General features: G+C 35.6%; 13 protein-coding genes. All 13 read right to left on the bottom strand.

Annotation, left to right across the window (positions count from 1 at the left end):
• On the bottom strand, positions 1-556 hold a 556-nt coding region (locus Q0410_RS06590; RefSeq protein WP_299034580.1), incomplete at its 3' end, for a hypothetical protein.
• Between the two features lie 160 nt (positions 557-716).
• Complete coding sequence (locus Q0410_RS06585; protein WP_299034577.1) at positions 717-1061, bottom strand: lactococcin 972 family bacteriocin; 345 nt, start codon at positions 1059-1061, stop codon at positions 717-719.
• A gap of 82 nt (positions 1062-1143) precedes the next feature.
• A complete protein-coding gene (pgsA, locus tag Q0410_RS06580) occupies positions 1144-1674 on the bottom strand; it encodes a CDP-diacylglycerol--glycerol-3-phosphate 3-phosphatidyltransferase (protein ID WP_299034574.1) in 531 nt (176 codons plus the stop codon).
• A gap of 12 nt (positions 1675-1686) precedes the next feature.
• Positions 1687-3936, bottom strand: a complete 2250-nt coding sequence (locus Q0410_RS06575) for a DNA translocase FtsK (RefSeq protein WP_299034571.1) — start codon at positions 3934-3936, stop codon at positions 1687-1689.
• A 256-nt stretch (positions 3937-4192) separates the two neighbouring features.
• The gene (locus Q0410_RS06570; RefSeq protein WP_299034568.1) at positions 4193-5560 is read right to left on the bottom strand and encodes a YjiH family protein; all 1368 of its coding nucleotides are present in this window, start codon (positions 5558-5560) and stop codon (positions 4193-4195) included.
• 555 nt (positions 5561-6115) lie between these two features.
• Positions 6116-8269, bottom strand: a complete 2154-nt coding sequence (locus tag Q0410_RS06565) for a polyribonucleotide nucleotidyltransferase (RefSeq protein WP_299034566.1) — start codon at positions 8267-8269, stop codon at positions 6116-6118.
• Positions 8270-8316: 47 nt separating this feature from the next.
• Positions 8317-8583 (bottom strand): 30S ribosomal protein S15, encoded by a 267-nt coding sequence (gene rpsO / locus Q0410_RS06560; RefSeq protein WP_299034583.1) that lies wholly within the window; start codon positions 8581-8583, stop codon positions 8317-8319.
• A 105-nt stretch (positions 8584-8688) separates the two neighbouring features.
• The gene (locus Q0410_RS06555; RefSeq protein WP_299034564.1) at positions 8689-9633 is read right to left on the bottom strand and encodes a bifunctional riboflavin kinase/FAD synthetase; all 945 of its coding nucleotides are present in this window, start codon (positions 9631-9633) and stop codon (positions 8689-8691) included.
• On the bottom strand, positions 9623-10504 hold the full coding sequence (truB, locus tag Q0410_RS06550) for a tRNA pseudouridine(55) synthase TruB (protein ID WP_299034561.1): 882 nt from the start codon (positions 10502-10504) through the stop codon (positions 9623-9625). Before truB ends, Q0410_RS06555 begins: the two co-directional genes overlap by 11 nt.
• Positions 10497-11468 carry a bifunctional oligoribonuclease/PAP phosphatase NrnA gene (locus Q0410_RS06545; RefSeq protein ID WP_299034558.1) on the bottom strand — a complete coding sequence of 324 codons (972 nt, stop codon included), beginning with the start codon at positions 11466-11468 and terminating at the stop codon, positions 10497-10499. Before Q0410_RS06545 ends, truB begins: the two co-directional genes overlap by 8 nt.
• Positions 11446-11832 (bottom strand): 30S ribosome-binding factor RbfA, encoded by a 387-nt coding sequence (gene rbfA / locus Q0410_RS06540; RefSeq protein ID WP_299034555.1) that lies wholly within the window; start codon positions 11830-11832, stop codon positions 11446-11448. Before rbfA ends, Q0410_RS06545 begins: the two co-directional genes overlap by 23 nt.
• Complete coding sequence (infB, locus tag Q0410_RS06535; protein WP_299034552.1) at positions 11833-13977, bottom strand: translation initiation factor IF-2; 2145 nt, start codon at positions 13975-13977, stop codon at positions 11833-11835.
• A 9-nt stretch (positions 13978-13986) separates the two neighbouring features.
• On the bottom strand, positions 13987-14253 hold the full coding sequence (locus Q0410_RS06530) for an RNase P modulator RnpM (protein WP_299034549.1): 267 nt from the start codon (positions 14251-14253) through the stop codon (positions 13987-13989).
• Positions 14254-14374 lie beyond the last annotated feature (121 nt).

Below are 14374 nucleotides of genomic sequence, written 5' to 3'. Positions count from 1 at the left end.
TTATGCCTAAAAGCTTAAAAATCCCTATTTTATCCATATTGACTAAGGGATGATCTACAGAAATTAACATTAAAGCTAACCAAAAAACAATTATAGCTACTGATGCAAATATTGACGTATTGTTAATATATGTATATCCACTTCCATATTTTTTCTCAGTTAAATCATTTTTACTAGTAGAAAGAAAATGCGATAGCTCATCTAAAAATCCTTCTTTATCATAATCAGCATTTGATACAATCGTATATTCACCATTTATAGATTCTCCAGTTAAATCATAATAGCTTTTCATATCAACTAGCATAAGTTTTCCTATATTCATGAATACAGGAAGATTTTTAGGAAGACCATCTTTATCAAAATAACCTCCAAATCTATCGTAGGGAAAAGTATCTTCATTTATCATTAATAGTTTGTTATAATTATCTGTAACAGTCGTTTTAACAATTGATACCTTATATTTCTCTGATAAATCGTTAAACTTATCGAGTAACTTTGAACTTTCGATAGATTCTCCTCTTAAATATATTTTGTCTTGACTAATTTCATCTTCCATATGCCTCAGTCTATAGTACTCGTCTTCAGTAAAAATACTTATACATAGGATACTGATACACGTAATTATTATAATGAGAATTAATTTACTAATTTTTTTCATAACATTCTCCTGAAGTAATAGGACTCTGCGTACACAGAGTCCTATTAAATTCCATCTATCAATCGAATCCGTAATAATATTCTAGACCAGTTGGTGGTACTTTAACATACTTTGCGTTTGACCAATCACCTGCTAGCGCAGTGTCTCTATCGATATTATCCTTTGTTTTTTTAGGATTAACAACGCTTGAGTGATGATTATATGAAGAATGAAAATAATCAGAATATCCAAATCCAACACTTTTGCCATATTTCCATATTCCATTAGAAACATATTCTGTTACAGCAAGAGCAACCGTATTAGCAAATAACATGAACAACAGAATACTTATAACAGGTATCTTCCTTGCTTTTTTCATATAAGACTTCTTTCTATATTTCTTATTTATATAAGCAAGTATCATCTTTCAACTCCATTATACCAAAGCACTATTTTTTTTGCGAACATTTTCCCGGATTAAATATAAAACTTCAAAAAATGAAGTTCTATATATTTTCTAAATCTAAAACTTTTTTATTTTTGATTAAATAATCAAGTCCAGATATAACTGTCAAAATTACTGCTATATAAAATACGTATATACCAAATTTATTAAGGGCATCATTATGAAGGAGGAGTAAAACTAGGGATATCATCTGACTTGTTGTTTTTGCCTTACCCCACATAGATGCTGCAATAGTGATGCCCATATCAGCTGCTAGAGTCCTAAAACCTGTTATTATCAATTCTCTTGCAATTATAATAATAACTGCCCAAGCAGGTATTGTGCCCGCTTCCACAAGAACTATAAAGGCTGCCATCGTAAGAACCTTATCTACAAGAGGATCTACAAACTTACCGAAGTTAGTAATTAAATTCCTACTTCTTGCAAGGTGGCCATCTACAGCATCAGTTAGGGATGCAATCATAAATAAGATTGCCGCTATATTATGGGACGTACCATAATGATAAAAAACTCCTACAAAAATTGGAATTAAGATAAGTCTTATCATTGTAACTTTATTTGCGATATTCATTTCTTTCTCCTATTAATCATCAAAATATGTCCTATCAACAAGTACCTTACGTGGTTTGCTTCCCTCGTATCCGCCTACTATACCCTTTTGCTCTAGCTGATCTATAATCCTTCCAGCTCTTGCATAGCCTATCTTAAGTTTTCTCTGAAGCATGGATACTGAGGCTGTCTGGTCTGCAACTATGACCTTTATCGCTTCATTTATTAGTTCATCCTCATCTTCAAGGTCTGTTGTGATATTTTCTTCTACCTTTTCGATTGCTTCTTCATTATAATTTGTCTCACTACTATCTTTTATATATTCTACTACACTTAGGACCTCTTCGTCAGATACAAAGGCTCCTTGGATCCTTACTGGCTTCATAGAATCTGAGGAAGCATAAAGCATATCTCCCTTGCCTAGAAGTTTTTCTGCCCCTTGCATATCAAGGATGGTCCTTGAATCAATTTGGCTTGTAACAGCAAAGGAAATCCTTGATGGGATATTTGCCTTGATTGTACCTGTGATTACATCTACTGTTGGTCTTTGGGTTGCGATAATTAAGTGGATTCCACAAGCTCTTGATTTTTGAGCTAGCCTTGTAATATAGTCTTCTACTTCGCTCGCTGCAGTCATCATTAAATCTGAAAGCTCGTCTACGATTACCACGATATATGGCAGGTTTTCCATGGAATCATCAGTCTCTGCTGCTTTTTTATAACCCTTAATATCCCTTACATGGTTTTCTTCAAAGAGTTTGTATCTTTTTTCCATTTCGGATATAGCCCAAAATAGAGAAGACGATGCCTTTTTAGGATCAGTTATAACAGGCATTATTAAATGAGGGATCCCATTGTAGATTGAAAGCTCAACAACCTTTGGGTCTATAAGTAAAAGCTTAACCTCATCTGGGCTGTGCTTATATAAGATAGACATGATTATGGTATTGATACAAACTGACTTACCAGATCCAGTCGCCCCTGATACTAGAAGGTGGGGCATCTTTTCTATAGCTGAAATAATTACTTCGCCAGAAATTGACTTACCCATGGCAAAGGGTATCTCATATTTTGACCTGATAAACTTAGAAGATGAGATTATTTCCTTAAAGCCTACCACCTCTTTTTTGTCATTGGCTACCTCTATACCTACGTGAGCCTTGCCAGGAATTGGCGCTTCAATCCTTATACCAGATGTAGCAAGGCTTAGGGATAAATCATCAGCTAGGTTTACAATCTTCGATACCTTGACTCCCCTGGCAGGTTTTAATTCATAGCAGGTAACAGTTGGACCTACATCTATTTGGACAATTTTTCCTTCTATGCCAAAAGACTCCAGGGTTTCTTCAATGATATCTGCTTTCTCTCTTATTTCTTCATTATCAATCCCCGCTTCTGTATCTATATCTTCTAATAGGTTAACTGGGGGATAAGAATAATTAGCAAACTCTCTTTTTAAGTCGTCATTAATGTCTGCAAACTCAACCTGCTTGGATTTATAGTCTCTAATTAGCTTTTCATCCTGGGTATCTTCTACTTTTTTAAAGTCATTTCCCCTATCCTTGGCTGGTCTTTTCTTGATGGCCTTTCTTTGAGGGGCTTTTTCTTCTATCTTTTTCTCCTCCTTCTTCTTAGCCTTACTTTCTCCTATCTTATCTTTTATATTTACGTAAGCTTTTTGGCTTAGGTGTTTTATACCAAGTCCTCCTATAATAAGTAGGTCTCTTACTTTTAAGAAAAATTCTCTATAAGAATATGGACTTACATTTATTATTAAGGAGCCAATTAAAGTTATATATAAAATATATAAGCCGACATGCCCTATAAAGTTTAAGATATAAAACCCTACGAGGCCACCAAACCAACCTCCGCCTAAACTTCCCTTAAAGGCTGAGTATTCAACCGACCAAGCGAGTTCATTTCTTATGTAGTCCTTAGATAAGAAGGCAAGGGTTAGTAAATAAATTCCATAAATTAGAAGCATACGGCTTAGATTTTCTCTAAACTTTTCCCTATATACCAAGTAAAAACTTGCAAATAATAAAATAGGAAAAACAAGACTTAACTTACCAAAGACACTTTCAAAAAAGCTTGCCAAAGCTTCTCCAATAAGGCCTGTGCTTGATGATAATATAAATATAAATATCAGAACAGATAGAATCATAATAACCATAGAAAAAGTCTTAAGGTCAAAAGATCTCTCTCTGATTTTTTTCTGTTTAGTTTTGTTGGGAGTCTTAGTATTAGTTTTCTTCCTAACTCTCCCAGAATTCTTGTTAGTCATATACACCTCACACCTATATTATATGGTAAAAAAAGTAAAAATAAACAAAATATAATTTATCTAACTAAAATGTTTTAGTAAGATCTATAATAAAAAGCACCTAGTCTTTTAGGTGCAAAATTATCTAAATAGGTCAGGATGAGAACCAGTTCTTACTAAAGATAATACCAAAACCTCTTCTATTTTTTCATATATTAATAAAAAATACTCCCTTAACCAAAAAATGATTTAAGAGAGTATTTATGTTCATTAACTTTTAGAATAATAGGTGAGCTAAAATTACTATTACTGGAAGAGTAATTATAGTTCTTTCTAAGAAGAGGATAAAGATATCTTTTAGGTCAACTGGGATTGTTGATCCAAGGATAACTGCACCTGTTTCTGACATGTAGATAAGCTGGGTTACAGATACTGCTGCCACTACAAATTGAGTAAACTCAGAAGTGATTCTATCTGCAGCTAAAATTGAAGGTACTACCATGTCTGCAAAACCAACTACCATTGTCTTACTAGCTTCTGCTGCTTCTGGAACTTGGAGTAGTTTTAGGATTGGTAAAAATGGCATACCAAGCCAGGTAAAGATTGGAGTTGATTCTGATAAGACTAAAGCAAGAGTACCTGCCGCCATTATAACTGGAGTTACACCTAGCCATAGGCTTAGTACTGTATCACGACCATTTCTTAGGAAGTTTTTGACATTTAGGTTTTTCTCTGCCTTTAGTACTGCAAGTTGGGTAGCCCATTCTAATCTGGTAAAGTTTTCTGGAACTGCTTCCTCGTTTGGATTTTCTGGTTCTTTTAGTCTTACATCTTTCTTTCTTGAAAGAGGTGGGATACGTGGCACTAATAGAGCTGCCACAATACCAGAAATTGCAACTACTAAATAAAATAGGCCAAACCTATCAACCATATTTATATTTGATAATACTACCATACAGAAAGTAATTGATACTGCTGAAAAAGTTGTAGAAATAATTGATGCTTCCTTTTCAGTGTAGTTTCCTTCTTCATATTGTTTGGCAGTAAGAGCCACACCTATAGTACCATCACCTATCCATGAAGCCACACAGTCTACTGCTGAACGACCAGGAAGTTTAAATACTGGTCTCATTATCTTTGATAGGAAAATACCAACAAATTCTAGGATACCGAACTCTGTTAAAAATGGTAGGATGAATCCTGCTACTAAGAATATTGTTAATAGGCCTCCTATTAGGTCGTATAGGATTAGGCCACCAGTGTTTTCTGACCAGATCATTTCAGGACCAAGTTTGAAAGCTGTCATATAGCCAATTATAGTACCTAGAATTCTAGCAAAAAGCCAAAATTTATTTATATCTGATACTTCCTTAAGAATAGGTGACTTTTCGATAAAATCCGGTTTTGAAACTGTGTATATAAGAGCAAGTAAGGTTGAAATTGTGATACATGCGAGTGCTACATAGTGGATTGGTACAATCCTATTTATAGTTTCGTTTAAAAAATTTGATATTACTGATACTGCTACAGTTGAACCGCCATCAGCTCTTTTAAAAGGTGTCATTAGTAAAAGCACACCTATTATAGATGGGATTAAAAACTTCATCACCCTAGCAGCTGTTATTTTTTCTTTTTTAACTGTCATTTTTTACCTCTTGATTAAACTAGCGTTCTTAAAAACTAATAACTTAAGAACATTTGTCTTTCTACTTAACTTAAGTTTTGGACCAATTGTATTAAAAAATATTATAATTCCTATATGCCTTGGTCAATTCCTTAGTTTTGCAAGGTTAAACTTCACTAATATAAGTATCCTAATTGTAGTTATATAAATCTTTTCCCTTGCCAAAAAGATTCTTAAAGCTCCTCCTTTCCCTTATTTCATAAGTACTATAATGATTTCTTATATATTTAATGGTAACACATTAATGATATTTCTGAAACAAAATTCTACACGTTACTAACTCAATACATTATAAGTTAAAATTGAGTAAAGAAAAGGAGCTGTTGCAAATTGTGAATAATTATCGTCCCATCATCATAGGGTTCCCTCTCAAAGTTTGCCTCTTGAGGCCGGCAGGCCAATTCCAGCCCGCCGGCTCATAGAAGCGAAACTTCACGAGAAAAAAGCCCGTCGGCTCATTGAGACCCTATGATGATATCGGGACGATTTATTCATTCTGCAACAGCCCCTTTAAATTTATTTATTTTTTCTGTATGGAGACTCATCTACTGGCCACGCTTCAGCATTTTTTGTATCTTCTTCTCTTTTTGGTTTTTCAAGAAGGGCCTTTCTAGATAAGTTAATCCTACCTTGTCTATCGATTTCACTTACCTGAACTTTAACCTTATCTCCTACCTTTAGCTCATCTTCAACCTTGCCAACTCTATGGTGGGCAATTTGGCTTATGTGAAGGAGACCTTCTTTACCTATGGCTATTTCTACAAAGGCACCAAAATTCATAATTCTAACAACTGTACCTTCAAAAATATCACCTGGCTTTGGATCAGTTACTATAGCCTTAATTATTTCTATAGCTTTCTTACCACTTGTGCCGTCATTACTTGCTACAGTTATGTGACCGTCATCTTCTGTCTCGATTTTAACTCCAGTGGCATCTATAATCTTGTTTATGTTCTTTCCACCAGAACCTATTACATCTCTTACCTTTTCTGGGTCTATGTCAATAGTAAATAGTCTTGGAGCATAGTCAGATAAATCTTCTCTAGGCTTATCAATAGCGTCTTCTATAACATCTAGAATTCTAAATCTAGCATCTTTAGCATCTGCTAGAGATTGTCTTAAGACTTCTTCTGTTATACCAGATATTTTCATATCCATTTGTAGGGCTGTGATACCTTCGCGAGTACCTGCTACCTTAAAGTCCATATCTCCTAGGTGGTCTTCAAGACCTTGGATATCTGTAAGGATAGACATTGAGTCCTCTTCTTTAATCAGACCCATAGCTATACCTGCAACTGGTTTTTTAATTGGAACACCAGCATCCATTAAGGATAGGGTTGAACCACAGATTGATGCTTGGGAGCTTGACCCATTTGATGATAGGACTTCTGACACTACTCTGATTGTGTAAGGGAAGTCTTTTTCATCAGGAAGAACTGGCACAAGGGCTCTTTCAGCTAGGTGACCGTGACCAATTTCACGTCTACCAGGTCCCCTAAGTGGTCTAACATCTCCTACACAAAATGGTGGGAAGTTGTATTGGTGCATGTATCTTTTTTCTATATCTTCGATATTTAGACCATCTATTAATTGACTATCAGCTGGAGAACCTAGGGTTACAACTGATAATACTTGGGTTTGTCCTCTTTGGAAGAGGCCAGAACCGTGAACTCTTGGTAGTACTCCTGCTTCAGCAGAAAGTGGTCTTATTTCTGTAAGGTCCCTGCCATCTGGTCTGATTTTATCAATAGAGATCATTCTTCTGACTTCTTTTTTCATGATGTCATCAATTCTTCTGTGGATGTCATCTTCTGTTTCAGGGAAGTCTTCTAAGAATTTTTCCTTAGCTTCTTCTTCAATTCTAAAGATATTATCTTCTCTTTCAGTTTTATCTGTTGTCCTAATAGAAGCTTTGATTTCTTCTGCGTAAGAATCTGAAATTAGCCTATCAAGCTCTGTTTCTTCGTGCTCTTCTACTTCTTTTTTAGGAAGACCTATATCATCGATTATAGTTTGGATAAAGTCAGAAATCTCTCCTATTTCATCAAGGGCAAGAAGCATAGCTTCAAGCATTTCACTTTCATCAAGCTCATTTGCTCCAGCTTCTACCATGTTTATAGCACCTTTTTTACCTGCTACAGTTAGGTCTAGGTCAGATTTCTTCCTATCTTCTTCTTTTGGATTTATAACAAGCTTGCCATCAACCTTGCCTACCATACAAGCTCCAACAGGACCATCAAATGGTATGTCTGAAATACCTAGAGCAATAGATGCTCCTATAGTTGTTAGAGGGTCTGGAAGGTGGTCGTGATCCATTGATAGGACTGTCGCTATAATTTGTACGTCGTTATAGTAATTTTCTGGGAAAAGTGGTCTAAGAGGTCTATCCATTTGTCTGGCAATTAGAGTAGCCTCATCGCTTGCCTTACCTTCCCTTCTTAGGAAACCACCTGGTATTTTACCAACTGCGTATAATTTTTCTTGGAAGTCACAAATAAGTGGGAAAAAGTCTATCCCTTCTCTTGGTTTGTCGCTTGCAACTGCAGTTACTAAAAGTGTAGTATCCCCGCTTTGGATAAGGCAGGCTCCGTTAGCTTGTTCTGCATACTTGCCAATAGTTACCTCAAAGTCATATCCGTTTTTTGAAGTGTATTTGTAATTTTTGATCATTATCTCTCCTATATACAAAATAAGGCGGGAAAATCCCCGCCAAAAAATTAACCTCTTAGTCCAAGTCTTTCGATAATTGATCTATATCTATCAATATCATTATCTCTTAGATAGTTAAGCATACCTCTTCTACGTCTGATCATTTTATATAATCCACGTCTTGAAGAGTGGTCTTTTTTATTTGATTTTAAGTGTTCAGTTAAGTCAGCTATTCTCTTTGTAAGGATAGCGATTTGTACTTCTGGTGAACCTGTGTCTTTCTCGTCTAATTGGTATTCTTTGATTATTTCTTGTTTTTCTACTGCGTTCATAATTTCCTCCGTTTATTTTAGTCTGGCCCTGCCACGTACTAGCCGAGGTCTCATATACCTAGCAAGGCTACCTTATCTATTATACACCCCTCTTAATAATTTGCCAAATCATTTGAGGTGATTTTCAATATAATTAAGACCTTCTTTTTTATCCTTATTCATCTGGGCTATTAATTCTTCGGCTGAAGAAAATTTATAATCAGGTCTTAAAAACTCTATAAACTCTATACTGATATTTTCATCATAAATTGACTGGTTAAAGTCAAAAATATAGGTTTCAATTTTTTTATCATCGCCTTCTTCAAAGGTTGGGTTTGAGCCAATATTAGTTAAACCATAATAATCTTTGCCTCTAATGTTGGTAAGGGTCAAGTAGACCCCATCAGTAGGTACAACATAGGGAAAGCTTGGCTTTAGGTTTGCTGTTGGAAAATTAAGTAGCCTACCTCTTTGCTTGCCGTGAACAACCTTGCCACGGATTTTATAATTCCTACCTAGATATTTATTAGCTTTTGAAATTTCACCTTGTCTAACTAGGTCTCTTAGATGGCCTGAGGAAATTTTTTCCTGGTCATCTTCCATTTCAAATTCTACTATATCAGCAGTATAGGCGAAGATATCTTCATATTTTCTTAGGGTAGCTACATTGCCACTTGCCTTATAGCCAAAACGGTAGTCATCTCCAACTATAATTATCTTTGCGTTTAATTTCTCAGCGATGATTGTCTTTATGAAGTCTTTGGGAGTTAGTTTCATAAAGTTTTCATCAAAGTCAACCAGGCAAAAAGTCTTAATTCCAAGCTTAGATAGGATTTCAACCTTATCTTCCAGGCTTGAAAGATAGTGGTTTTCGTCCTTAACTGTCGTAGATGTATTTTCCTTAAATAAAAGGATTGATGGGGTGTATCCGTATTTTTTTGATAAGGCTACATTTCTTTTCATTAGCTTTTGGTGACCGAGGTGGACTCCGTCAAAATATCCTAGGGCTACCACCTTTTTTTCTAAATCAGGTAGGTCACTATTTAAATCATATATTCTTATCTTATCTTTCATAAAATACTTTCTCCATTTTTAAGAAATTTTTGTTATTTTCCTTATAGCTATTGCCAAGACCTATAAATTCATCTTCACAATAAACTCTTATAATTTTACCATAACTTTCTCTTACTTCTACAACTTGCCCGTTAATTAAGTTAGATAAGTACTTCTTATCTAGGATTATCTTATCAAAGTCTCTAAGGGCTGTATCTATAGGATATAACTTTTCTAATAAATCTTTTTTTGCCATACTTAGGAGATCTTCGCTTTTTATAGCGTCTTTTATATCCAAATCTCCTACTCTTATCCTTATTAATTCATCAACATAGGCGAAGGTTCCAAGTTTTTCTCCTATATCATCAACTAAGGTTCTGATGTAGGTTCCCTTGGAGCAAGTAATCCTTATTCTTGCCTTTGGGAAAGCAAAATCTAAAAGGTCAATATCATAGATATTAACCTTACGTTTTTTTCTTTCAATTTCTACGCCTTCTCGGGCTAGGTCATAAAGCTTCTTGCCATTTACCTTTAGGGCTGAATACATGGGAGGGATCTGCTCTATCTCCCCCCTAAATGTATTCATAACTTCTAAAAATTGATCCTCGTAAATAACTTTTTGAGATTTCGCTATAAGCTTACCAGCCGCATCGAGAGTATCGGTTTTTGCTCCAAGGATTAGCTCAGTTTCATAGACCTTATCCTTAGTCATCATATAGTCTGAAACCCTGGTTGCCTTACCTATAACTATTGGTAAAACTCCACTTGCTTCTAGATCTAGAGTGCCAGTATGACCTACCTTTTTCATGTCAAAGGCACGTCTTACAAGACTTACTACCCTGGCTGATGAGATTCCCTTTTCTTTATTTACATTAAGGATTCCCTTAAGCATCTATTTCCTTTAGGATAGCTAGAGCTTTTTTACTTGCAGCTTCTAGACTTTCATCAAAGATAGAAAATCCGCTTGCCTTGATGTGACCACCACCACCGTTAGCCCTAGCTACGGCTGCTACGTCGGCTGTCTTACTTCTTAAAGACACCTTGTATTCTCCATCGTCATATTCTTTTACAATCATGGCCACATTTACTTCTTTAAGGTCCCTAAGTTTATTTACAATAGACTCAGCATCTCCCATTTGGACTTTGTGTTTATTAACCAGTTCCTTGCTTGCAATAGCGAAGGCTTTTTTATCGAAAAACTCAGCTTTAGCTATGACTTCATTATGAAACTGCATTACTGATACTGGTCGGGATTGGTAAAGATTTCTGTAGATATATTCATAGTCCACACCTGAACTTATAAGACTTCCTGCTGCTCTAAAGGTGTATTCTGTTACATTTGAATACATAAACCTACCTGTATCTGTGCAAAGACCTGTAAATAATAGGGTGCCGATGGTTTCATCCATTGGCAAGTCAAGTCTATCTATTACTTCATAGACTATTTCACAAGTAGCAGGTGATGTGTCATAGATCATATTTAGATCACAGTTTATCTTACCTCCTACGTGGTGGTCCATAACTATGGTCTTATCACTTCTTTTAGCAATTTCAGTTGCATGACCAATCCTATCAAATTCAGAGCAGTCTACAATTATAAATAGGTCATACTTGTCTCTAGACGCTTCCTTATACTGGTCAAGTTCCGGCAAAAACTTTAGGTAATCATCAATTGGATCTATTGCTATTACTTCAATATCCTTGCCATATTTTTCAAGGGAACGCCTAAGAGCAAGACTTGATCCTAGATTGTCTCCGTCTGGGTTTACGTGGCTTGCTATGGCGATTGTTTCTGCCTCGTCAACCATTTTTATAAAGGTTTCTAAATGTTCTTTACTTATCTTTTCTAGCTTCATTTGCTTTCTGATCCTTTGCGATTGTTTCTGCTATTAATTTATCCATGTAGGCCCCATGTTCGATAGAGTTATCGAATTTAAAACGAAACTCTGGCATAGACCTTAATCTCATTCTCTCACCAATTAGGATTTTGATATAACCCTTGGCTTGATTTAGAGCCTCCATTACATCATCCTTCTTTTTGTTATCACCAAGGACTGAAACATAAACATCAGCATAGGATAAGTCGTTGGTAACTTCTACATCTGTAACTGATACCATGGCTTCTGTGGATAATCTTGGGTCATTAAGGTCATCTCTAATTATCTTAGAGATTTCCTTTTTGACCTCAGATGAAATCCTTGCTGTTCTTTTTTTATTCATCTATAAACTTCTTTCTGTTTCAACCATTTCATAGGCTTCCATTACATCGCCTACTTTTATATCGTTATATCTTTCCAGTCCGATTCCGCCTTCATAGCCTGCTTGAAGTTTTGATGCGTCATCTTTAAATCTCTTCATTGATGATATATCACCATCAAAGATAACTACGTTATCTCTTAAAAGTCTAATTTTTGATTTTCTAGTTACCATACCATTTGTAACCATAACACCTGCTATGGTACCTGCTCCAGGAATTCTAAAGGTATCTCTAACTTCTGCCCTTCCTAGGACATTTTCTTTAAATTCTGGATCTAGCATACCTACTATAGCCTTTGATACATCTTCAATTGCTTCATAGATTACACTATAGGTTCTTATTTCTATATTATTATCTTTTGCTCTTTCTAAGGCACCTTGGGTAGGTCTTACGTTAAAACCTATGATAATAGCATTTGATGCTTGGGCTAAAAGTACATCTGATTCTGTTATACCACCAACAGCCCCTGCTATTACAGAAACCTTTACTTCTTCGTTAGATAGTTTTGTTAAAGATGAGCTTACAGCATCTACTGTTCCCTTAACATCAGTCTTAACTATGATATTAAGCTCTTTTAATTCACCTTCTTGGATATCTGAATACATATCTTCAAGGTTGGTATTAGCTTTTGCTATTAGTCTTTCTTCACGCTTAAACTCAGCTGCCCTATCTGCGTAGTCACGGGCGATTTTTTCATCTTTTACTGCGTAAATCTTATCGCCTGCTTCAGCTACATCTGATAGACCTAGTATTTGAGCTGGGATAGAAGGACCTGCTTCTTTTATAGATTTTCCCTTGGAGTCAAATATAGCTCTTATCCTACCTGAAGAAGAACCTGTTACTACATAGTCTCCTTGGTGAAGGGTTCCCTTTTGTACAAGAACAGTTGCAACTGGTCCCCTTGATTTATCTAGTTGAGCTTCGATTATGATACCTACCGCATCTCTATTTGGGTTTGCCTTAAGTTCCTTAACTTCAGCTACAAGAAGAACCATCTCTAATAGTTCTTTAATGCCATCACCAGTATGAGCTGATACTGGGACCATGATGGTATCTCCGCCCCATTCTTCTGGTACAAGACCATATTCCATAAGGCCTTGCATTACTCTATTTTGATCGGCTGCTTCCTTATCCATCTTGTTGATTGCTACAATTATTGGGATATCAGCAGCCTTAGCGTGGTTAATAGCCTCTACTGTTTGTGGCATTACACCGTCATCTGCAGCTACTACAAGGATTGCTATATCTGTAGACTTAGCTCCCCTCATTCTCATTTCTGTAAAGGCTTCGTGGCCTGGTGTATCAAGGAATGAAATATCCTTATCGTTGATATTTACTGTATAAGCACCAATATGTTGGGTTATACCACCTGCTTCTCCACGAGTTACAGAAGTATTTCTTATAGCATCTAGTATACTTGTCTTACCATGGTCAACGTGACCCATTACTGATACAACCGGTGGTCTTTCCACTAGGTTTTCTTCCTTATCTTCATAATCTAGGTCATATGATTGCTCTTCTAGGGCATCATAGGCTACTTCTGGGAAGATTTCCTTGCCAAATTCCATGGCTATTAGGTTTGCTGTATCAAAATCTATCTGGTCGTTAAGTCCTGCCATTGTGCCAAGACCTATTAGTTTTCCTATTACTGAGTTTGGGCTTTCTCCAAGTTTGTCAGCAAATGTTTTGACATTTACAGTTTCTGGAATTTCTATTCTTGATTCTTTATTAGCTTTCATATTTTTCTCTTGCCTATTGCTCTTCTTTGATTTTCTCTTCTTGTTTTTCTTTTTTCTATTCTTCTTTGCTGGTTTTTCTTCTTCATCTTCTTGGATGTTTTTAGGGTCGATTTTCTTGTCCCTTTTTTTCTCTTGTTTTGCTTTTGCTTTAGGCTTTTTATTTAATTCTTCTTTTTTGCTAATTTTATCACTAGAATCATCATTTAATTCACTTAGGTATTCGTTTATTAAATTACGATTTTCTCCACTTATCATAGACATGTGAGACTTAATACCTAGGTTAAATTCATCATTAAGAATCTTTATCATTTCCTTAGATTCTAATCCGTTTTCTTTTGCTAATTCGTATACTCTTATTTTATCAGCCATCTAATCACCTCATTTTACTTCATAAGCTTCTAACTCCTCATAAATATCGTCATCTATTTTCATTTTAAAGGCTTGGTTTAGCTTATTTGATTTCCTAAGGCCCTTGATGCAAGATTCATCCTTGCATACATAAGCGCCTCTTCCGTTTACTTTTCCACTTTCATCTATTAGGATGCCTTCTTCTTTGTTTTTTACAATCCTAAGAAGGTCTCCCTTATCTTTTAGAGAATTACACACAATACATTTTCTTTGTGGTATTTTGCGAGTTTTTTTCATTTTCTATTCCTTGTTGAAAGCTTGCTCCTAGTTTTCATCTTCTTCTGACAAGTCTTCTTCGTCAGATTCTTCTAATTCATCCAAATCTTCTTCATAAGGATCTTGATCTGATTCTTCAGAT

It is taken from the genome of uncultured Anaerococcus sp. (assembly GCF_937934665.1).
Classification (GTDB): domain Bacteria; phylum Bacillota; class Clostridia; order Tissierellales; family Peptoniphilaceae; genus Anaerococcus.
This window is presented reverse-complemented; position numbering and strand designations above follow the sequence as displayed.